We start from the raw sequence: 23,121 nt of genomic DNA on the forward strand, positions 1-23,121 counted from the left end.
TGGTCTTTTAGAATTGATATAGTATTTCGCCATTCAAAGAGCTTAAATGGCAATTTTTGAATAAACCGTTCCGTTCAAACTCCACAAATAAACCTCTTAGGTCTCCCAATGAATTATTGTAAACAGTTTCATAAATGGGAGAATCATTTACAAAAAGGCGTAGCTTTTTGTCTTTGTTGATTAGTTTTATGGTGTTCCATTTTTGAAAATCAACAACAAAAGGAGATAAATTATGATTGGTTCCTTTGATTGTTTTTTCACTAATGATGTTTGTTATTCTGGAACTGCAACCAGGATTAACAAAATTGAAGCGAATATAATTTTGGCTTCCGGAAATTTTAAAGACTAATCCATTGCATGAAATTGCATTATACTGTACTCCTTTTTTAAATGTAGCTTCAAAAATAAAATTATCTGCATTTTGTTTTATAGGTGCATAATTACAAACTCTGATAAAAAAGGGCTGAATGGTATCTATGCCTTGTTTGAGCAACTGATTATTTGAAATATAAAATAAACTATCCTGGTTTTTTTGCACCTGGACCGCATAATAATTATCAGGTATGATACGCTGTCTTTGAAATCCCAACATATACCACTCGTTGTCTGTAGATACAAATACTTTAGATTTACTAAGTTTTTTTACTTTATTGGTGATGCTCACATCAAATACGCCTGGTATGTAATAAGTATGCGAAATTATTTTTTGCTTAGGTTGCAAATTGATTAAAGGCGAACGATCTCCAAAATCGATGTATAAATTCTCATTTGTGTTTGGTAGTTTGATATCAAAATAACAAGTTTTGGGTAATAGTCCTTCAGATGAGGAAAGTTTTAATTGAATTTCATTTGTGTCGATGCCAGATTTGTCAAAATAAATGTAAGCAAAAGCAAATAATGCAATCAATAATAAAGCAAATATTCCAAGTTTAATTTTTGAATTCTTAGGTTTTATTTTCGTTTTATTAGTAACTGGAATTGTTGCAGCATTACTAGTTTCATCAGCTAATTCATTTTCATCTATTTCTGAATAACTTATCAAAGCATCAAAAGTAGCTTGTTGTGGCAGGTAATATTTATCTGTTGGGATTTTTCCGAAAATACGTTTTAAAGTGTTTGGGCTTATGTTAATTTTTGTTTCCTCTAAAATGACCGCACTAAAATCATTGAAATCATTATGTTTCCAATTTTCAGCATCTCCGCGACCAAATTTTTGCTCACATTTTTTAATAATTACTTTAAGTTGTAGTCGTTTATCCATTTTTATGTGTGGATTTTTTAAAAATTAAGGTAAAAATCAAATTTACTTATCGAATAAGTTTCTACCAAGTTTTTGAAAGAAAAACTCAAATAGCATTCGCCACTATAAAACCACTGGTCCAGGCATTCTGGAAATTGAAGCCTCCGGTTATAGCGTCGATATTCATAATTTCTCCTGCAAAATAGAGGTTTTTGTGTAATTTACTTTCCATGGTTTTAAAGTTGATTTCTTTCAAATTGATTCCGCCGGCGGTAACAAATTCTTCTTTGAAAGTGCTTTTTCCATTAACCTGAAAAGTAGCATTAGTTAATTGCCGGGCTAAATTTTGAATTTGGATTTTGGACAAATCAGCCCATTTGGTTTCTGATGAAATTCCCGAAGCCAGCACCAGACTTTCCCATAGTCGGTTTGTGATTTCAAATGGGGATTTTTTAGCAACGGTTTTTTTGGGTTGTTCCTGTTTGATTTCTTTCAAAAGTTGTTCGGCTTCTTCCAAATCGATATCGTTTAACCAATTGACAAAAATGCTGAATTGGTAATTTTTGTCGTGTAAAATGCGTGCTCCCCAAGCCGAAAGTTTTAAAATAGCCGGGCCGCTCATACCCCAATGCGTGATTAATAAAGGTCCGGTTGATGCTAATTTGCTATCTTTTACTTTTACCGAAACCTGTGCCGAAACTCCCGGTAATTCCTTGATGCGGCTATCTTTAATGTTAAAAGTAAATAGTGAAGGAACCGGAGCTATAATTGCATGGCCTTGTTGTTGTAACATGTCCCAAATTTTTGGGTTACTGCCTGTGGCCAAAACCAATTTTTCGCAAATGAATTGGTGGTTTCGGGTATCAATTTTCCAAATAGAATCTTTTTTAAAAATAGATTGAACGCTTTGTCCGGTAAGTACCTGAACGCCCAGTTTTTGAGTCGCTTTGAGGAAACAATCAATGATGGTTTGGGATGAATTGGAAACCGGAAACATCCTGCCGTCTTCTTCAATTTTGAGTTCAACCCCATGTTTTTCAAACCATTCAATCGTATCTCCGGAACAAAACTGATGAAAAGGACCTCGTAATTCTTTTTCGCCCCGAGGGTAAAATTTGACTAATTCATTCGGTTCAAAACAGGCATGAGTTACATTGCAACGACCACCGCCCGAAATACGCACTTTTTGCAAAACATCGGCAGCGCGTTCCAAAATCGCTATTTTTAATTTCGGATTTTTTTCGGCAATATTGATGGCTGTGAAAAATCCTGCTGCACCGCCGCCTACAATAATTATATCAAAGTTTTGATTCATTTAAAAACCATTAAGGGAGTTAAGAAAGTTAAGATTTATTTGTCTCTTAATATGAATATTTGTGATTGTTTTTAAGTTGTCTATCCATCTGCGAGTTTTGAAAAATATTCATTTATTAATGGTTTATATGATTTTGTAATATTGGTGGTGTTAAAGTTAATGAGTAAACCTTGTGGAATACTTAATAGTTTCATGTAAGTTAATAGTTTAGCTTCGTCTATGGGATGGAATTTATCTACTGTTTTTAATTCAACTATGATGCAATCATTGATAAGTAAATCTAATCGAAGCGGATTTGATAGTTCTAAATTATAATAATCGATTGGTACATTAATTTGTTGCTTGACTTTGTGTTCGTTTTTTTCGAGTTCATATTTTAAACATTCTTCATATATTTTTTCTAATAAACCCGGTCCTAGTTTTTTGTGAACTTTTATCGCATATCCAATTATTTCATAAGAAAGTTGAGTTATTTCTTTTTTAGTCATCGGTCTGTTATTTTAATAAATTAACTTAATTTTCTTCATGGTTTAGAAAACTCTGTCTGGAAAATCAGAGATAATTCCGTTTACGTTAAAGGATTTCATTTGTTGTATATCTTCCGGCTCATTTACCGTCCAGGGATAGACTTCAAAACCGGCCTGCTGCATTTTTTGTGTAGTTTCGGCAGTCAGTAAGTGAAAATAAGGATGAATGGATTTGGCATGAATGCTTTGAGCAAAAGAAAAAGCCAAATCTAAATCGCTTTCTGTTAATACCCCAATACGGATATTCTGATTCAAAAAATGGACTTCTCGTAAAGCATTCCAATCAAAACTGGAAATGATAAATTGACTGTAATTCCATTTTTTTTCTTCAATATATTTTTCAATCAGTGCCACAACTTTTTTAGTGGCTTCAAAAGATTTTATTTCAATATTAACTTCACATCTTTGATTGATAAGGTTTAAGACCTGAGTCAAAGTTGGAATTTGATATTTTTTTTCAATTCGTAATCGTTTTATTTGAGGGAGAGTTAATTCTTTTATCAATCCTGTTTTGTTTGTAACTCTGTCAACTGTCTCATCGTGAATGACGATGATTTCTTTGTCGGAACTTAGATGAACATCAAGTTCGATTCGGTCAACATGTAAATCAATAGCTTTTTGAAAACTTCTCAAGGTGTTTTCGGGTTCGTAACCTTTAGCCCCACGATGACCAATTTTGAACATAAATTGTGTTTTTTGCAAAGATAATAAATAGGGGAATTAAGGTTTATTCTAATTCTAAAATTAAGGCTGACTTCCCTTCGAGGTGGATGTTTTCAGGTAATTTGAATTGTTTTTTGGATAAAACGTCTTTTCCGGTTTTGTGATTTTTGATATTTTCTTTGAATCTGCTGGTGTTGAGTTCTTGGTTTTCAGGATGATTATTAATGATAACCATGACGGTTTGGTTGCTGTTGTGCCTAAAGTAAACATAAATATTATTCTCCGGAATGTAATGCGTTGTTTTTCCAAAATGAACTGCTTGATTTGTTTTACGCCAGTGGAATAATTTGGAAGTAAAATTAAAATATGCATTTTGACATTCGGTTCGTGTTTCCGGATTAAAAGCATTGTTTTCGTCTTCTTTCCATCCTCCGGGAAAATCCCTGCGAATATCGGCATCGCCTAAGTTCTGGTCACCTGCCATACCAATTTCGGTGCCGTAATAGAGTTGTGGAATGCCGCGTAAAGTAGCCAGCATGGTCATGGCTAATTTGTATTTTCGAATATCGTTATTGTAAATCTGATTCAGGCGTTTGCTATCGTGGTTTTCTCCAAAAATTAGTAAGTTATTGATGTTTGGGAACAAAAAATCTTTAGATAACAAATCATAAATTTGGGTAATTCCCTGATCCCAGCTATCATCATCTTCGTTAAAAACAATTTGCAAGGCATCTGAAAGCGCAAAATCCATGACCGAAGGTAAATTAGAATTGTAATTTTGGATTTTTCCAATGGGACTGTCTTTTTGCCAATAAGAAAGCAGTCCCTGATTACGCATGGTAATTTCGCCAACCAGATTGAAATTAGGGTATTCATCGGTAATCGCTTTGGTCCATTGGGCAATACATTCAGGTTCGGAATAATTGTAAGTGTCCACTCTGAAACCGTCCAGATTCGCATATTCAATCCACCAGATGGCATTTTGACAAAGGTAAGTAAAGACTAACGGATTGCTAATGTTGAGGTCGGGCATGGAGGGAACAAACCAGCCGTTGAGGCAAATAAAACGGTCAATTTCAGCGGCATTGATGTCGCTGATAGTGCTGCGTTTATGGTTGGTTTGGGTGTAATTTTCAAAGCGGTGAATCCAGTCCGGAGAGGGAGAATCTTTAACCATCCAGTGTTCCAGTCCCCAGTGATTGGTAACATAATCCATGATTAATTTTAAACCCCGACGATGCGCTTCTTCGGATAGGCGAAGATAATCTTCATTAGTTCCAAATCGGGGGTCGATTTTATAAACATCCGATTGGGCATAACCGTGATAGGAGAATTCTTTTTCGTTGTCTTCGCAAAGTGGTGTACACCAAATAGCCGTTGCTCCAAGGGATTGAATGTAGTTTAAATGTTGAATGATTCCTTCGATATCTCCGCCATGTCGTCCTCCGGAGAGTTCCCGATTGTATTTTTCGTTTAAATGACCATCGTTTTGGTTGTTGTCGTTTCCGTTGGCAAACCGATCCGGCATAAGGAGGTAAATTACATCTGAAGCATCAAAGCTTTGGCGCAGAGCCGAGTTGTGCCTTCGTTTTTTTAATTCATATTTTTGAATGAATACAATTCTGTTTTTGAGCTTAAAAATAAATTCAAATATCTTGTTTTGTATTGCTCTGGTGTCAATTGTTACAAAAATAAAATTGGGGTTGTCAGTTCGTTTTACGTTGGTTATAGCGGAGCTGTTTTCAATCGTTATTTGGAATTGCGCGATATTTTGTCCATAAAAAAGAATTTGAAGTTCCGGATTGTGCATGTCAGAAAACCAAAAAGGAGGTTCGATTCTCTGGATAAGATTTTTGGAGGCTGTTTTCATAATCCGACCTGATTCTTGGTTGTTTCCCAAATGATGGCATTGTTGTAAACGAATTTACTAAAAATAATTTTTTTACGGTGTTATTATTTGGAGAAGCTTTTTTAAAACGAAAAAAGCTGCCCAATGTCGAGCAGCTTTAGGTTTTAGTTATTGATTTTTAAAGACGTCTCTCTTTAATTTCTTCAACAATTTCCGGATTTAAAAGGGTGGTAGTGTCTCCGAAATTAGAAAAATCTCCTTCGGCAATTTTACGAAGAATACGTCTCATAATCTTTCCGGAACGGGTTTTTGGTAAACCGGTAACAAACTGAATTTTGTCTAATTTGGCAATAGGTCCAATGTGTTCCGAAATGTGTTGATTGATTTCTTTTGCAAGGTTTGTTTTGTCTCGTTTCTCTCCTGTTTCTTTTAGAATCACAAAACCATACAAAGCATTTCCTTTGATGTCATGAGGGAAACCTACAATGGCACTTTCGGCAACCGCCGGATGCTCGTTGATGGCATCTTCAATAGGTGCCGTTCCTAAGTTATGTCCGGATACAATAATGACATCATCTACACGTCCGGTAATACGGTAATAACCTACTTCGTCACGTAAAGCGCCGTCACCACTGAAATATTTTCCGGGGAAAGTAGAGAAGTAAGTGTCTTTATAACGTTGGTGGTCTCCCCAGATCGTTCTGGCAATTCCAGGCCAGGGATATTTGATACACAAGCTTCCTACAACCTGATTGTCTTCGATTTCGTTGCGTTTTTCATCCATTAAAACTGCCTGAATTCCCGGTAATGGAAGTGTGGCATAAGTTGGTTTCGTTGGTGTGATAAACGCCAATGGCGAAATCATAATTCCTCCGGTTTCTGTTTGCCACCAGGTATCCACAACCGGACAACGTTTGCCGCCTACGTGGTCGTTGTACCAGTGCCAGGCTTCCTCGTTGATTGGTTCTCCTACCGATCCGATAACTTTTAAAGAACTTAGCGGGTATTTTTGAACATAATCTAAACTTTCTTTAGCCAAAGCTCTAATGGCTGTTGGTGCTGTATAGAATTGGTTTACTTTGTGTTTTTCGATAATTTGCCAAAAACGACTGAAATCCGGATAAGAAGGAACACCTTCGAAAATCACAGTAGTTGCTCCGTTTAACAGAGGTCCGTATAGAATGTAGGAGTGTCCGGTAATCCAGCCAATATCGGCTGTACACCAAAAGATGTCATTTTCTTCGTAATTAAATACATTTTGGAAAGTATAAGCGGTGTAAACCATGTAACCTGCAGTGGTGTGTACCATTCCTTTTGGTTTTCCCGTTGAACCGGAAGTATACAAAATAAACAATGGATCTTCGGCATCCATAATTTCGGCAGTATTGTTATCTGAAGCCTGATCAAAAAGAGGGGCTAACCATTGGTCACGACCTTCTTTCATTTGGATGTCAGCATTGGTTCTTTTTACTACTAATGTTGTTGCTACCGAAGGACAGTTGGTTAATGCTTCATCCACAATGCCTTTTAAGTCGATAGTTTTATTACCGCGGTAAGCTCCGTCAGAAGTAACTACCATTTTACATTCGCTGTCGTTAATTCGGGCAGCAAGTGCTGAGGCAGAAAAACCGGCAAAAACAACCGAGTGAATCGCTCCAATGCGGGCGCAGGCTAAAGTAGTAATCGCCAGTTCAGGAATCATAGGCAGGTAAATACATACGCGGTCCCCTTTTTGAATGCCCTGGCTTAACAGTACATTCGCCATTTTGCTCACTTGTTGGTGCAATTCGTTGTAAGTAAAGGATTGTGTTGCTTCGTCCGGATTGTTAGGTTCGAAAATGATGGCTGTTTTATCTCCTTTTTTAGCCAAATGACGATCAATACAGTTTTTAGTGATGTTTACCTTGGCATCTGTAAACCATTTAATTTGGGCGTCGGCCATATTAAAATCAACTACTTTGTCCCATTCCTGGTACCAGGTAAAGTTTTCGGATGCAATCTTATCCCAGAATTTTTTCGGGTCTTTTATTGATTTTTTGTATTCTTTAAAGTACTCTTCAAAATTGCTTATTTTGTAACGACTCATGATTTTGTGTTTATATAGTTTTTGTTAGTTTAATAAATTCTGTACTTGTTCAACCAGTTTTTTTATAGAAAAGGGTTTGGTAATATATAGGTTTGCACCAAGCGAAAGCCCTTTTTCAATATCCTGTTCTTTGTTTTTTGCCGAAAGGAAAATGACTTTGCAGTTTTCCAGTTCCGGGTTTTGTTTAATTTGTTCCAAAGTGCTGTAACCGTCAACCATTGGCATCATCACATCAAGAATGATGAGATCAGGATGCTGATGTTTTAAAGTATCCAGCGCTTCCTGTCCATCACGGGCAATAAAGACTTCAAAATTATTTTTTTTGAAGGTGTATTCCAGCGACATGACAATGTTAGGTTCGTCATCTACAATTAGTATTTTTTTCATGTTTCACTAGTATTGTAATTGGGTAATGTAAAGGTAATGGTTGTTCCGCCACTTTCGCTGCTTTCGGCCCAAATTTTTCCTTTATGATGTTCTATTATTTTTTTGCAAATGGCTAATCCTAAGCCGCTTCCAATTGGTTTTTTGATATTCTGATTTCTGGCCTGATAAAATTTATCAAAAATAGCTTCCAAGTCTTCCGGATTGATTGCTTTACCGTTGTTATGAATGCTCACCGCCGTAAAATCATTGTTTTCTGTAATGGTAATTTTTATTTTTCCTTCAGTTTCAGAACTAAATTTAATAGCATTTGAAAATAAATTATTTAACACCTGAATAATGCGTTCTTCATCATAAATGGCTTTTATTTCAAAGGTTTTTGTCTCAAAATCTACCTTAATTTTTTTGTTAACGATTAATTGTTGTAAAGATTCTAAAGTGTTGTTAATCGTTTGACAAATGTTATTTTTAGACAGGTAAATTTTTTGCTTTCCGGTTTCAAATTTTTCTAAATCTAATATTTTGTCAATCAAACGATTCAGTCGGTCTGATTCGGTAATGATGTTTTGGAGGAATTTTTGACGAACTTCTGTTGGTATATTTTCATCATCGTGCAAAATTTCGGTTGCGGCTCTAATGGCTGTAATCGGAGTTCGTAATTCATGGGTTACAGTATCCAGAAATTCGTCTTTTTGAATGTCTTTGTTAATGAGTTCCTGATTGGCTCTTTGTAGTTTTTCGGATAAGGTTTTTAATTCGTTCGAATTTTCAACCAGCATTTTATTGATGATAATATTTTCTTTGGATTCTTCCAAAATTCGCAGTACTTCCGGCAAACTGATTTTGTCTTCTTTGGCTACACTGGAAATTACAATTTTGGCGGAAGCCGTTCCGATATGTCCTGTGAGTAAATTTTCGGCAAATTTGATAAAACGGGCATCAGCAATATTGTTGTTTTTGTCAATATTGTATTTAAGATTAAAAATAGTAAGGGCGCGTTGGGTTCTTTCGGTTCCTAAAAAGCGTTCCAGAATTTTTGTAATATCCGAGATGTTAGCGGTTCCTTTCCATACATAAGCATTTTCGTGATTGTTGATGTATTTGTCTATGTCAACAAACATTTCGGCATAATTTCGTTCTCTGTAATTACCGCTGAAACTAACAGAAATGGCTAAATAGCTTAAGATATTGACTAATAAACTCCAAAAAACCGCTTGTGGAATTGGATCCAAATAATCCAGTCCAAAAAGCTGAAAAGGTTTTAATAATTCGATTCCCCAGGCACCTTCCTGCACAAAAGTACTGGACGATTTTGTGGTGCCAATAGCATAGGGAACTAATAATGTGTAGAAGCAAACTGAAAAGCCGAGAATAATTCCGGTCACAGCGCCTTTTTTAGAACCGCGTTTCCAAAATAAAGCACCAAAAAATGACGGTGCTAATTGGGCGATGATAACAAACGAAAGCAATCCGATGGAGACCAAAGTGTAATCTAAGATAAAAACGCGATAAATAATGTAAGCTAAAATAATGAGCGAAAAGATTCCAATTTTTCTGCTGAGAACAATTCTTTTAGTATTTTTTTCAGGAGAAATATTTTTTAGAGAACCAATAAAACCATACGGAATTAAAAGGTTGTTACTTAACATTGTTGCCAGTGCGATTGATGAAACGATAATCATAGAAATCGCTGCCGAAAATCCCCCCAGAAATACAATAACGGTCAGGAAATTATTATTGAAATGCTGTGGAATTAATAGGGAATAAGTGTCCGAATTCAGGCCTTGCGACCCAAAAAGAATGTTGCCTCCCCAGGCTATTGGGAAAACAAAAACATTAAACAGTAATAAATAAAGCGGAAAGAGCCAAATGGCCGTTCGGATGTGTTTTTCCTGATTGTTTTCTACAATTGCAGTGTGAAATTGTCTTGGTAAAATAAAAATGGCAAACATGGAAATAAGGCACAAAAAGAACCAGTTGATTCCGTTGCTTAAAGAACCAATGGTGTTTTTTTTATTAAAGTCTTCCAAGACTGAAGCTTTGGTATAAATATCATCAAAACCGTCAAAAACAAAATAGGTAACATAAATTCCGATGATAGAAAAGAAAACGAGTTTTAAAATTGATTCTATAGCAATTGCAGTTACAATTCCGCGCCTTTTTTCAGAAGCATCTACATATTTATTGCCGTAATAAGAAGCAAATAAAGCCAGAGCAATACAAATATAAGTGGTGTTGTCCGTAAAAATATTAGAATGCGGTTGGGTTTTAGTGACAATATGGTAAGTGTCAGAAATGGCTTTTAACTGCAAAGCAATATAAGGTACAATCCCGAAAATTGAGATTAATGTTACCAGTGCTCCCAGTGAGCGGCTGTTGCCATAGCGAAGCGAAATAAAATCAGCAATGCTGGTTATTTTGTTAATCCGGGTTATTCGAATAATTCTTTTAAGAATAATAATCCAGGTCGGGATGATGATTATTGGTCCTAAGTAAATAGGTAAATAATCTAATCCGGATTTAGCTGCCATTCCGATACTTCCGTAATACGTCCAGGCAGTACAATAAACGGCTAAAGAAAAAGAGTAGATATAGGGATTGTTCGTCCATTTAGAATGGCTTCTTTTTTCTGACCAGTGGGCAATGTAAAATAAAATGACCACATAGACGACTAAAATTAATAACAGTCCTAAGCTACTCATAATATTTTTTGATAATTAAGTAGGTTATGCCAATTGAAAATAGCCAGACTGAAAAAAAATAGATGTAGATAATCGGGAAGCCAAATAATGGTTTGGAACTGTCAAATAAGAGAATAAGAGGGATGTTCAATGCTAAAATCATCAGCATTGACAGAATAATTAGTTTCTGTTCGTGTCTCTTTTTCATTTAAATAATAAAAATACAATACACTTTTAGTGCATTATATGAATGTTATTATAACCACCCCGCCCGTTGGGCACCCCTCCAAAGGAGGGGGATTCCGAGCGTTATTCCCCTCTTTTAGAGGGGTGGTCGAAGACCGGGGTGTTTTATAAAGGTAAAACTTGTTTGCCTAATTTTTCATTGATAACAATTGCTGCTGCTTCATAAAAGGCAAAAAAACCGCACAAAATTCCTTCGTAACCTGCCAAAGTATGAATACTTTCGCTTCCTGTAAAACTGGCTGCCGATAGTAATCCAAAAAGAATCACTAATGAACCAAATATCAATTTTCCAATGGTATTTCCGTTCAGTGTGCCAATGAAAAAAGCCAGAGTGAATAACCCCCAAATTCCTAAATAGCATCCCATTGAAGGGCCGTCCGGTTTAGTTACTCCAATTAAAGGAAGCAGCCATAGTGTTACGAGTGAAATCCAGAAAAAGCCATAAGAGGTAAAAGCAGCCATGGCAAAACCATTACCTTTTTTCCACTCCATGATTCCGGCAATTACTTGTTGAGTTCCTCCAAAAAAGATTCCCATTCCCATAATCATCGAATTGAGCTCGAAGAATCCGGCATTGTGAATGTTTAATAACATAGTAGTCATTCCGAATCCAAAAAGGCCCAGCGGAGCCGGATTAGCTGTCGTGTCTTTAAAAATTTGTTCCATAAGGGGTTAAAATGTTAAGGTTGATTTTGGTTTTAAAAATTAATATTCAAATAATGGGTTGGTTTAAATAGATTAGCAAATTCAGCTTTTTTGCCAATAAAAAAAAATAGGACATATATATGTGTTAATACTATAGTTATTTTTTAAAGCGTTCCCATTTAATGACCATGAATTTGTCGCCTAATTCGGTTATAATCATTCCGGCTCCCGAAAGTGTGTCTTTAACCCGGATGTATTCTATTAGTTCTAAGTGATTTAGTATTTTGTAGGTTGGGTGGTAATTGGTGTTAACTGGTTTTTTAATATTAAAAGATTTAATCCAATTGCTGATGCTGACATGTGAAACGCCAATAATACGTTCGATTTCCCGATAGCTCAATCCTTCAAGGTATAGCTGTAAAGCTTTGGTAACATAGTAGTCGTCTATTTTTTTTCCAATTTTAGCTACGGTAAAAAAGTAGTTGCAGTTTTTGCATAAATACCTTTGTTTTTCGTTGATAATGCCACTTTTTACAATTTTATTGTTCTGACATTTGGGACAGCTGATGGGTTCCATGTATATAATTTTTGCATAAATATACTAATTTAGCAAATAAGTTTTTTTGAGATTTGTTTTTTTATACTTTTTTCTGAATTTATTTTTGAAAAACCTCTGTTTTTTTATGTGTTACGAAATTGATATTTGGTATTTTTTAATTTTATGAAAAAAAATTATAATTTAATGAGTATATAATAAAAAAGTTGTCCTTTATGTGTAAAAGAGCTTTTCTGTTATGTGATTTGGTTAGTCATGTTATTAAGGTGAAAGAGTTGTTGTTTTTGATGACAACTCTTCTTTTTCTAAATTTAGGAGAAAAGAAAAGAGAGAAAGTGAATTACTGAATTTAAAATGTTTTGAATTTGAAAAATCAAGTTTCCCAAAAGAATATTCTGAATGATGATGAATTGTGGGTTGAGCTAAAGGCTGGGAATGAAAAGGCTTTTTCAATTCTCTTTAAAAAATATTACAATTGTTTGGTTCAATATGCAAATACATTATCTCCGTTTTCAGAAAAAAATCAGGATTGTGTTCAGGATGTTTTTACGGATGTATGGATTTATCGCAACAGTTTGAGTGAAACAGTTGTTGTTAAAGCTTATTTGCTTTCCAGTGTAAGAAAACGTATTGTACGTTTGCAACAACGTGATAAAGTTTTTAATAGATCGAAATCGGTCGATGATTCTGTGTTTTTGTTGGATTTCTCCGTTGAACAACAGTTGATTTCTGATGAGTTGACCGCTAACAGAGCTATGAAACTTAATAAGGTGCTGAATAAGTTGCCTGCCAGACAAAAAGAAGCACTGTATTTAAGATATCATAATAGTTTGAATATAGATGAAATAGCTGTGATTTTAAATGTGAATTATCAATCGGCGAGTAATTTATTGCATCGTGCCTTGGTTTATATTCGTAAAGGATGGAATGGAGCATTGCTATTATTGACAATGTTGTTGTTAAAATAATTGTGGGAATAATTAGGGATTAGTGAGTATGTAATTTTGATGCTGTCCTTTAAGATAGCAGAAATACTTTAAAAATGAAAGAACGAAATCAATATAGGGAAGTAGAAGACTTTTTGGCAGACGAATCATTTTGTTTATGGATGCGCTCTCAAAAAAATGTTGATGGTTGGGAAGAATGGACCTTAGAACATCCCAAAAGAGCTAAATTGGTAGAAGAAGCCCGTTTGTGGTTGCTTGCTATGAAAGTGCCAAATGATGATTTGTCTCAGGAAGAGGTAGGTGTTGCTTTGCAAAATGCCTGGATGGAAATTGAGAAAAGAGAACGGGAAAGTAAAATGGAAATTCAGCTTATCCAATTATGGCAAACAGGGTGGTTCAGAAAAATAGCTGCCATTTTTGTTATTGGGTTACTTTCTTTTTATACTTATACCAAGTATTTCGCTGCTGAACAATTGTATTATGATTACAGTCAAATTGTAAAAGGTCTTGATGAAGATGGTTTATTGGAACAAATTAATAATTCTAACAGGCCTCAAATTGTGACTCTTTCTGATGGAAGTTCGGTATTACTACAGCCTAAAAGTAAATTAAGTTATCCTAAAATTTTTACAGGAAATGAACGCAAGGTTTTTTTATCCGGAGAAGCTTTTTTTGAAATTAGTAAAAACCCAAAAAAGCCCTTTTTTGTTCATGCTAATGAGATTGTTACTAAAGTAGTAGGAACCAGTTTCCGGATTAAAGCTTATGAAAATCAATCTGATGTAGAGATTTTGGTACGAACAGGAAAGGTAAAAGTGAATTCGGAAAAAGGAAGTAGTAAATCAAATCAAAAAGAAATTGTGTTGTTGCCTAATCAGGCACTTCGATTTGAACGTAAGAATCAGACTTTTGATAAAATTACTGATATAACTATAGATAAGTCGCTACGAAACTCAGTAAAAAGTATTGAGCAGTTGAGTTTTGAATTTACGGATATACCGGTTGCACAGATTTTTAAAACAATTGAGCAAGCTTATTCAGTAGAAATAGATTTTCCAAAACAGGAATTTGAAAAATGCCATTTAACGACTTCGTTAAGTGACCAACCCTTGCCTGAAAAATTGAAAATTATTTGCAAAAGTATAGGGAATAATTCCAGTTATACCATGAATGGAAATCAAATAACCATTTTGTCTAAAGGATGTAATTAGTTATATAAAATAAATAAAAAAAGCGTCGATGTACTGCAATACAATCGACGCTATAAAGCTTCATTCTCACTCTGTAAAGTGAGTTTGAAATGTTTCTTAAATACCCTCAAAATAGTATTAATCAAAACAAACCAAAATTATGAAAAAAACCGTAGTAAAACAACGATTACTAATCCGACTCATGAAGATGACATTATATCAATTTGTATTAGCACTCATTTTTTCGACTGTTGCCACAGCAAATAGCCTAAATGGACAGGGAAAATTAGATACAAAAGTTACCATATCTATAACAGATATGAACTTAAATAATGCCTTGAAAGAACTGGGTAAATCAGCCGATGTGAAGTTTTCGTATAACTCCAGAATGGTTCCTTTTGATCAAAAAGTAAGTGTTAAAGCTGAGGGTGAGGTATTGTCGGCAGTACTTTCAAGAATATTAAAACCACTAAATATTACTTATGCAGTAGTTAGTAATCAAATTGTATTGCAAAAAGGAAATGCCTTAAATGAAAATCAACGGGAAATAGAACAATTAAAGTCTACAAGTGCTGATATCATAATCAAAGGTAAAATAACTGATGAACAAGGAGTGTCATTGCCTGGAGCAACAATACTTGTCAAAAGCTCAGGTAAAAGTACCACTACAGACTTAGATGGGAGTTATAGTATTACTGCTTTAGATACTGATGTTTTAGTAATTTCTTATATTGGATATGTATCAAAAGAAATCTCAGTTTCAGGACAAAAAATAATTAATGTATCATTAATTGAAGATGTTTCTAAACTAGAGGAAGTTGTAGTTATTGGTTACGGGGAGCAAAAACGTAGTAAAATTTCAGGTTCTGTTTCTGAAATTAGCCAAAAAGAAATTGCTAAAAATCCTACAGCAAATATTAGTAACGCTTTAGTAGGTCAGGCAACGGGTATTATTGCTAGACAAACAACTGGTGAGCCTGGTAGAGATGATTCAGATGTTTTTATTAGAGGTGTTGGTACTACTGGTGATGCAAGTCCAATTTATGTTATAGATGGTATAGTTCGCTCTGCTAGAGATTTTTCACAACTTAACTCTAGCGAGATTGCTTCATTTTCTGTATTAAAAGATGCTGCAAGTGCGGCTGTTTTTGGTGTCCGTGGTGGTAACGGTGTTATTATGGTTACTACAAAAAGAGGAAAAGAAGGAAAAATGCAAATTAGTTTTTCTTCCAACTTTGGTATTCAAGAAAGAACAAGAGAACCAGAGTTTTTAGGCTCCTACGAATATGCTAAACTATATAATGAAGCTCGTGTGAATAATGGAGATCCAATTGTATATTCTGATAGTGATCTTCAAAAGTTTAAAGACGGGAGCAGTCCAGATACTCATCCAGATGTAAATTGGATGTCTGTACTAAAGAAAACTTCACCGATAAGAACAAGTAGTTTGTCTGCTAATGGAGGTACAGATAAAATAAGATATGCTACTTCCATTAGTCTTTTGGATCAACAGGGGCTTCTAGATTCAGATGATTTTAGAAGGGTTAATTTTAGATCCAATATTGATGCTGATGTAACCAATACAACTAAACTATCTTTTGATGTTTCTGGTAGAGATGAGAAAATTAATTCTGTTGCTGGTGAAGAAGTATTTAGATGGTTAGTTTCTGCTAAACCAGATTTAGCACCAATAAAATTTTCAAATGGGGGGTATTCAAGTGGGCCAGCTTATTTAACTTTATCAGATAATGGATATAGAAGAAAAAGAAATCAAGTATTTCAAGGTCGTATACAATTAGAGCAGCAATTGCCTATTGATGGACTTTCTGTCAAGGGAATTATTTCATATGACAAAACATTTACAGACAATAAGAATTGGTCTTTTCTTAAAATCCCTTTTTATACTATAAATAAAGCTGATGGAACTTTTGAAGAAAGTGCATATGGAGCAGATGGTGCATCATCTCTATATGAAGATCATAATGATTATCAATCCATTACCTACGAAGCGCATTTAAATTACAAAAAAAAGATAGGAAATAATGATTTTACAGGATTAGTTTTATATACCCAAACGGGAGAAAAATGGAATTTTTTAAGTGCTAGAAGAAAGGAATTTAAGTTGGGTATTGACGAAATGAATTATGGTAATGCTTCTACTAGAGAAAATGGTGGTTATTCTGGTAGTAGTGGACGACAAGGTATAGTTAGTAGGGTGAATTGGACTTACAATGAAAAATATACTTTAGAAGCCAGTTTTCGTGCAGATGCATCCGAACAATTTGCTCCAGGAAATAGATGGGGGTACTTTCCTTCAGGATCTTTTGCTTACGTAATTTCTAAAGAAGATTTTTTACAAAATGTAAAACCAATAAACTTGTTAAAACTAAGAGGATCTTATGGTATTTTAGGAAATGATCGATTAAGAATTAATAATCAAGAACAAAGATTCCTTTATTTACAATCTTTTAATGCAAACGGTAATGCTGTTTTTGGTGATGCAGATGTACAACAAGCAATTGCTGAAGGGCGTTTACCTAGTCCAGATGTAACATGGGAAACAGTAAAAAAATTAAATATTGGTTTTGATTCTAGATTGTTTAATAACAAACTATCTCTAAACTTCGATTATTTTAGTGACAAAAGAAGTGATATTTTAGGACAACGAAATCTTTCTGTTCCTGCTCTTTTAGGTGCATCTTTACCAGTTGAAAATTTAGCTAAAGTAAACAACAGAGGATTTGAAATTGAGTTGGGACATAAAAATAATATTAGTGATAATTTAAGTTATACCATTAATGGAAATTTTACTTATACTAAAAATAAAATTGTTTTTATAGATGAACCAGCGTCCGACAATCTGCTGATAAGAAGAACGGGAAATCCTATTGGGTCACAACAAGGGTTGATAGCTACAGGTCTTTTTCAATCTCAAGAGGAGATAGATAATGCTCCGCATCAGTTTAATGATGTATTAGCGCCTGGTGATATTAGATATGCCGATATCAATGGTCCAGATGGTGTGCCAGATGGTGTAGTGGATAGATACGATGAAACCATAATTGGTGGTTCGTTTACGCCTGAAATTATCTATGGATTTAATCTTGGTATACAGTATAAAAATTTAGAGTTATCCTGTCTATTTCAAGGCGCAGGAAAAATAAAACAATCTTATGGTGGCGAAGCATCTGTACCTTTCTTTTTAGGGACAGGACCTGCTTATGTGCATAATTTAGACCGATGGACTCCTGATAATCCTGATGCTAGTGAACCGCGTGTTTTATTAGATGGGGCACAAAATCGTAGAGGATCTACTTTTTGGCTAAGAGACGCGTCATATTTACGTCTTAAAAATGTAGAAATAGCCTATAATGTACCAGTAAAATTACTTAAACTAAATCTAATTAATAGCGCTCGTCTTTATGTCAATGCAAATAATGTATTTACAATAACAAAGATTAAAGACTTCGATCCTGAAAACAGCCAAGGTAGGGGTTGGGGATATCCACAGTTAAGAATTTGGAATATAGGTTTAAACGTTAATTTTTAAATTATTTATAATGAACAGAAAAATTAAAAATATAATACAATTTGGATGTACTTTAATGTGCATTACAATGTTGTTTAGCTGTAGTAGCGATATATTAGATCAAACACCTAAAGACTCACTTACTGAAGAATTAGTATGGTCGGATCCACAAGGAGCAATTCAATTTGTTAATGGTATTTATGGAGGAATGCAATCTGGATTTGATCGTAATTATGATGGATGGGCTAAAGGACTTTACCTTTTAGACGGATGTACTGACGATGGAGATGTAAGTATGGGTTGGACGCATTCTACTGTTCTTCAAAACGCACAATTTACACCTGATAATGTGCCTTGGGGGCAAACTTGGGGTGATTATTATGCATTGATTCGTAAAACAAATTTAGCTTTAGAAAATCTAGACCGTCTTCAAGATGAGGTGCTTAGAAACAGACTTAAAGGAGAAGTTCATTTTTTAAGAGCATTTTGTTATCACGAACTATTAAGGTTATACGGTATCAAGTCTACAGGAGCTGATCCAACTGGGGTACCAATTATAGATAAAGTTCTAACATTGGATGATGATTTGCAAATTAACAGATCTAGTTATGATGATGTCGTGAATTTTATTATTGGTGATTTAGATAAAGCAGTATCCTTACTTCCATCTAAAGGAAATATAGAAGCTGGAAGAGCAACTTCAGGAGCGGCTTATGCATTAAAAAGTAGAGTATTGCTTTATGCAGAACGCTGGGCAGAGGCTGCTGCTGCAGCAAAATTAGTTGTAGGATATACACTTTATCCAGATTATAGAAAGTTATTTCTAGTAAAAAACAATGATGAGATTATTTTTGCTAAAAAATTCCAAGGTCCAGACAAAACTCATCAAACTAATGCTGGAGGAACTCCTAACGCTGGTTGGGATGTATACAATAGTCCAAATACATTTAAAGGAACTAGTGATGGTGGATGGGGAGGTAATTTAGTAACCCAAAATTTTGTAGATTCTTATGATATGGCTGATGGAGAATCACAAGCAACATCATCTCTTTTTGACCCTAACAATCCGTACGTGAATTTAGACCCTAGATTTGAGGCTACAGTTGTACATAACGGATCTACTTTTAGAGGAAGAGTAATTGAAATGTTTGAAGGAGGAAGAGAAGGTGATCCAGGTGCTTTTGAGTTTACGAGATATTTTCTACGTAAATTTCATGATGAAACATTGTCTCTTTATTCGCGTTCAAGTGATCAAGATTGGATATTTATAAGATATGCTGAAGTATTGCTAAACTATGCTGAAGCTCAAAATGAAGCTGTAGGACCAGATGCTTCTGTTTATGATGCGATTAAAGAAATACGTCAAAGAGCAGGAATTACCAATCCTGATTTACCAGCAGGATTGAGTAAGAGTGTAATGCGTGAAAAAATTAGAAATGAAAGACGTATAGAATTAGCTTTTGAAGAGCATAGATTCTTCGATATAAGAAGATGGAAAATTGCTCAAAATTTATTAGATGGAAAGCCTGTCTATGGTATGAAAATAACAAAGAATCTTGATGGAAGTTTTTCATATCAAAAGCAAATCGTAGAAACACGTAGTTTTCCAGAAAGATTATATGTTTTGCCTATACCTCAAAGTGAAAGAGATAAAAATCCTGCTGCAAAGCAAATTAATGGATGGTAGTTTTTTAAATAAAAAATAAAAAGCTGCGAATATTCTATTCGCAGCTTTTTTTAATATTAACGTCAAATAAAAGGCTTTATATAGCTAAACTTGTCATTCGAATTCTAATAAATTAATGTAAATTGACTGTTATTTAATAATATGTAGAGAATGAAAAAAAAAAATACCCTTTTAATCTTAAGTTGTTTTTTAGTCATTACAGCTTGTAAAAACAAAGAAACTACCTTATTTGTAAGTTTAGATGCAGATCAAACAGGTATCACATTTGTAAATACAATTACAGAAACAGAATCATTAAACATAATGCAATACGAATACCTTTACAATGGAGGAGGTGTCGGTGTTGGAGACTTTAATGATGATGGCTTGGTTGATATTTACCTAACTGGGAATGCTGTTGAAAATAAGCTTTATATTAATAAAGGGGATTTTAAATTTGAAGATATTACTCAATTAGCTGGTGTTGGAGGTAAAAAAGGGTGGAAAACAGGAACAAGTGTGGCAGATGTTAATGGAGATGGGCTACTTGATATCTATGTTTGTTATTCTGGTTTAGGGACTAAAGAAGATCGTAAAAATCAATTGTTTATAAACAAAGGGAATAACAAGGATAATGTACCAACATTTGTTGATGAAGCCGCAGAATATGGTCTGGATGCACCGGGAAGTTTTAGTACTCAGGCCGCCTTTTTTGATTATGACCTTGATGGAGATTTAGATATGTTTTTATTAAACCATTCTAAAACTTTTTACTCTCCTTTTTACAATAGTACCAAATTAAGAAATTCAAGACACCCTTATTTTGGAAATTCTTTGTATAAAAATGACAATGGACATTTTATAAATGTTAGTGAAACTGCTGGGATTTATGGAAGTGGTTTAAATTTTGGATTGGGGGTTGCAATAAGTGATTTCAATCAAGATGGTCTGCCAGATATTTATGTTACTAATGATTATGATGAACAAGATTTTTTATATCTCAATAAAGGAGATGGGACTTTTCTAGACGCTACTAAAAAATCATTTGGTCACATTTCAAAATACTCTATGGGTAATGATGCTTCAGACTTGAATAACGATGGTCTTGTTGATTTGATTACTTTAGATATGCTGCCAGAGGATAATTTTAGGCAACAATTATTAAAAGGTCCCGATGAATATGATCGATACCAATTAGCGGTTGATAGTAGTTATCACAAACAGCAAATGCGTAATATGTTGCAATTGAATCAAGGGAATGATGCAGAGGGTGTTCCTGTATTTAGTGAAATTGGGGAATTAGCAGGAATTTCAAATACAGATTGGAGTTGGTCGTCACTTATCGCTGATTTTGATAGTGATGGTGAAAAAGATATTTTTATCACCAATGGTTATTTACGGGATTATACCAATAAAGATTTCATGAAGTATGAAGTCAATGACGCCATGGAGAAAGTAAGAGCAAATGGCGGTGGAGAATTATTTGACAATAATGGTAAGAGAGCTTATTCAAGTCTTATTTATGATTTAGTAAAAAAGATGCCCTCATCAAAAGTTTCCAATTATATCTACAAAAATAATGGTAATCTTACTTTTGAAAACAAGACCAATCAATGGGGTTTGTCGAATCCTAATGTTTCTGCAGGTGCGGTTTATGCTGATTTAGACAATGATGGAGATTTAGATTTAATTGTCAATAATTCGAATGAAGCCGTTGGAGTCTATAAAAACACAGTAGAGAGTCAAAAAAATAATTTTATCAGAATTAAATTAAAAGGTAAAGGTAAAAATACGAATGGACTGGGAGCAAAAATTTGGATAACAACCGACTCTTCAACACAATTTATTGAAAATTACACCATTCGTGGATTTCAATCTTCTGTTGATCCTATTCTTTATTTTGGACTGGGAAAATCAAAAAAAGCAGATTTAAAAATTCAATGGCCAGATGGGAAAATATCTATTAGTAAAAATGTTAAGTTAAATAGTCTTTTAGTATTTGATCAAAACAAAGTTAAATTTGATATAGAAAAACCAGACACAGTTGAACAAGCTTACTTTAAAGATGTTACAACCTCTTTAGGTCTTGATTTTATCCATCATGAAAATGATTATATTGAATTTAAAATAGATCGTCTTACGTTGAAACAAAGCTCAAAATCAGGTTCCAAAATGGCCGTTTCGGATATTAATAACGACGGTATTGATGATGTTTTTATAGGAGGGGCTGCCGGACAAAGTGACCAATTGTTTTTATCGAGACCTGATGGAAAATTTTATAAATCAAATAATGAGTGTTTTGAAAAAGATAAAAATTTTGAGACAACTGGTTCAGTGTTCTTTGATGCTGATGGTGATGGAGATAAAGATATATATGTTGTTAGTGGTGGAAGTGAATTCACATCAGGTGCGCCTCAATTAATGGATCGACTTTATATCAATACAGGTAAAGGGAATTTTAAACAAGCCCCTCAGGGCGCCTTACCCGAAGCCTATTCTAATGGGAGTTGTGTTGCAGCAGGAGATTATGATGGCGATGGCGACGAGGATTTGTTTGTAGGCGGGGGGAATGTTTCCGGGAATTATCCATTAAGTACATTAGGGGGGATTTTAAGAAATGATAGTAATCCTAAAACTGGAGCAGTCAAATTTACTGTTGTAACAAAGGATGTAAACCCTGCTTTAAGACAAGCTGGATTAATTACTGGAGCAATCTGGGCAGATATTGACAATAATAAATCATTAGATTTAATTTTAATTGGTGAATGGATGCCAATTCGGATTTTCATTAATGAAAAAGGGAAATTAACTGAAAAAACAAAAGAATTTAATCTCGCAAATACTAATGGAATGTGGCAGAGTATTGAAAAAGCAGACATGGATGGAGATGGAGATTTAGATTTTATTGTTGGGAATTTAGGATTAAATGTTCCCTTTAAAGTTTCTGAAAAAGAACCGTTAGAAGCTTATGTAGGGGATTTTAGAGGAGATGGCTTTTTAAATACGGTTATTAGTACTTATATACAAGGAAAAAGATATCCTATTGCTTCCTTAGATGAAATGCAAGATGCTTTTCCATTCTTGAAAAAGAAATTCTTAACCTATAATAAATATGCATCGGCAACTTTGGATGATGTACTGTCATCAGATCAATTAAAAAAAGCGAATCATTTCAGTGTCAATCAACTCCAAAGTTTGTATTTAGAAAATACCGGAAATGGTTTTAAAATTCATCCTTTGCCAATAAATGCACAGTTCTCTGCAGTACAAGGAATAGTTGTACATGATTTTACTGGAGATGGTATTCTTGACATTCTTATTTCAGGGAATTATTATCCTTTCAGGGTACAATATGGGCCTTGTGATGCTGCAAAAGGATTGTTGCTGAAAGGAAATGGAAAAGGCAATTTTACTCCAATGGACACAAATAAATTAGGCGTTTGGCTTAGTGGTGATGTGAGAGATATGAAAGTATTAAAAGGAGGTAAACACCTTAATATAGTCCTATCAAAGAATGATGACAAAATGCAAACTATTGAGTTTTTAAACAAAAACAATCCATTAAATAATGGAGTTACAAAATAGAATATTTTAAAT

The 23,121-nt window shown here is 34.3% G+C and carries 15 protein-coding genes; 5 read left to right on the top strand and 10 right to left on the bottom strand.

All coding sequences use genetic code 11. From position 1 onward, the window contains the following. Window positions 1-7 precede the first annotated feature (7 nt). The 10 genes from H599_RS0102925 to H599_RS0102970 all read right to left on the bottom strand — a co-directional run bounded on the left by H599_RS0102925 (window position 8) and on the right by H599_RS0102970 (window position 12,213). Window positions 8-1,261: a hypothetical protein gene (locus tag H599_RS0102925; protein WP_026712747.1), complete on the bottom strand. Its 1,254-nt coding sequence runs from the start codon at window positions 1,259-1,261 to the stop codon at window positions 8-10. A gap of 85 nt (window positions 1,262-1,346) precedes the next feature. Continuing rightward, complete coding sequence (locus H599_RS0102930; RefSeq protein ID WP_026712748.1) at window positions 1,347-2,555, bottom strand: BaiN/RdsA family NAD(P)/FAD-dependent oxidoreductase; 1,209 nt, start codon at window positions 2,553-2,555, stop codon at window positions 1,347-1,349. 80 nt (window positions 2,556-2,635) lie between these two features. Then, window positions 2,636-3,043 (bottom strand): GxxExxY protein, encoded by a 408-nt coding sequence (locus H599_RS0102935; protein WP_026712749.1) that lies wholly within the window; start codon window positions 3,041-3,043, stop codon window positions 2,636-2,638. Window positions 3,044-3,085: 42 nt separating this feature from the next. Beyond that, on the bottom strand, window positions 3,086-3,766 hold the full coding sequence (locus tag H599_RS0102940; RefSeq protein ID WP_026712750.1) for a glycerophosphodiester phosphodiesterase: 681 nt from the start codon (window positions 3,764-3,766) through the stop codon (window positions 3,086-3,088). Between the two features lie 43 nt (window positions 3,767-3,809). Next, window positions 3,810-5,615, bottom strand: a complete 1,806-nt coding sequence (locus tag H599_RS0102945; protein WP_035141074.1) for a glycoside hydrolase family 13 protein — start codon at window positions 5,613-5,615, stop codon at window positions 3,810-3,812. Window positions 5,616-5,772: 157 nt separating this feature from the next. Further along, window positions 5,773-7,680, bottom strand: a complete 1,908-nt coding sequence (acs, locus tag H599_RS0102950; RefSeq protein ID WP_026712752.1) for an acetate--CoA ligase — start codon at window positions 7,678-7,680, stop codon at window positions 5,773-5,775. A gap of 24 nt (window positions 7,681-7,704) precedes the next feature. Continuing rightward, entirely contained in the window at window positions 7,705-8,067 is a 363-nt protein-coding gene (locus H599_RS0102955) for a response regulator transcription factor (protein WP_026712753.1), read from the bottom strand. Then, complete coding sequence (locus H599_RS0102960; protein ID WP_026712754.1) at window positions 8,064-10,766, bottom strand: sensor histidine kinase; 2,703 nt, start codon at window positions 10,764-10,766, stop codon at window positions 8,064-8,066. Before H599_RS0102960 ends, H599_RS0102955 begins: the two co-directional genes overlap by 4 nt. Window positions 10,767-11,096: 330 nt before the next feature. Next, complete coding sequence (locus H599_RS0102965; RefSeq protein WP_026712755.1) at window positions 11,097-11,657, bottom strand: acetate uptake transporter; 561 nt, start codon at window positions 11,655-11,657, stop codon at window positions 11,097-11,099. Window positions 11,658-11,793: 136 nt separating this feature from the next. Beyond that, window positions 11,794-12,213 (bottom strand): IS1/IS1595 family N-terminal zinc-binding domain-containing protein, encoded by a 420-nt coding sequence (locus tag H599_RS0102970; RefSeq protein ID WP_026712756.1) that lies wholly within the window; start codon window positions 12,211-12,213, stop codon window positions 11,794-11,796. A 344-nt stretch (window positions 12,214-12,557) separates the two neighbouring features. Here H599_RS0102970 and H599_RS0102975 point away from each other — a divergent pair, with 344 nt between their 5' ends. The 5 genes from H599_RS0102975 (at window position 12,558) to H599_RS19125 (ending at window position 23,109) form a co-directional block, all read left to right on the top strand. After that, entirely contained in the window at window positions 12,558-13,160 is a 603-nt protein-coding gene (locus H599_RS0102975) for an RNA polymerase sigma factor (protein ID WP_026712757.1), read from the top strand. A gap of 74 nt (window positions 13,161-13,234) precedes the next feature. Beyond that, the gene (locus H599_RS0102980; protein ID WP_026712758.1) at window positions 13,235-14,350 is read left to right on the top strand and encodes a FecR family protein; all 1,116 of its coding nucleotides are present in this window, start codon (window positions 13,235-13,237) and stop codon (window positions 14,348-14,350) included. A 139-nt stretch (window positions 14,351-14,489) separates the two neighbouring features. Then, entirely contained in the window at window positions 14,490-17,879 is a 3,390-nt protein-coding gene (locus H599_RS19120) for a TonB-dependent receptor (RefSeq protein ID WP_051590618.1), read from the top strand. A 10-nt stretch (window positions 17,880-17,889) separates the two neighbouring features. Next, window positions 17,890-19,545: a RagB/SusD family nutrient uptake outer membrane protein gene (locus H599_RS0102990; protein ID WP_051590619.1), complete on the top strand. Its 1,656-nt coding sequence runs from the start codon at window positions 17,890-17,892 to the stop codon at window positions 19,543-19,545. 150 nt (window positions 19,546-19,695) lie between these two features. After that, window positions 19,696-23,109: a VCBS repeat-containing protein gene (locus tag H599_RS19125; RefSeq protein ID WP_051590620.1), complete on the top strand. Its 3,414-nt coding sequence runs from the start codon at window positions 19,696-19,698 to the stop codon at window positions 23,107-23,109. Window positions 23,110-23,121 lie beyond the last annotated feature (12 nt).

Origin of the sequence: Flavobacterium daejeonense DSM 17708, assembly GCF_000425425.1 — a bacterium.
Taxonomy (GTDB): domain Bacteria; phylum Bacteroidota; class Bacteroidia; order Flavobacteriales; family Flavobacteriaceae; genus Flavobacterium; species Flavobacterium daejeonense.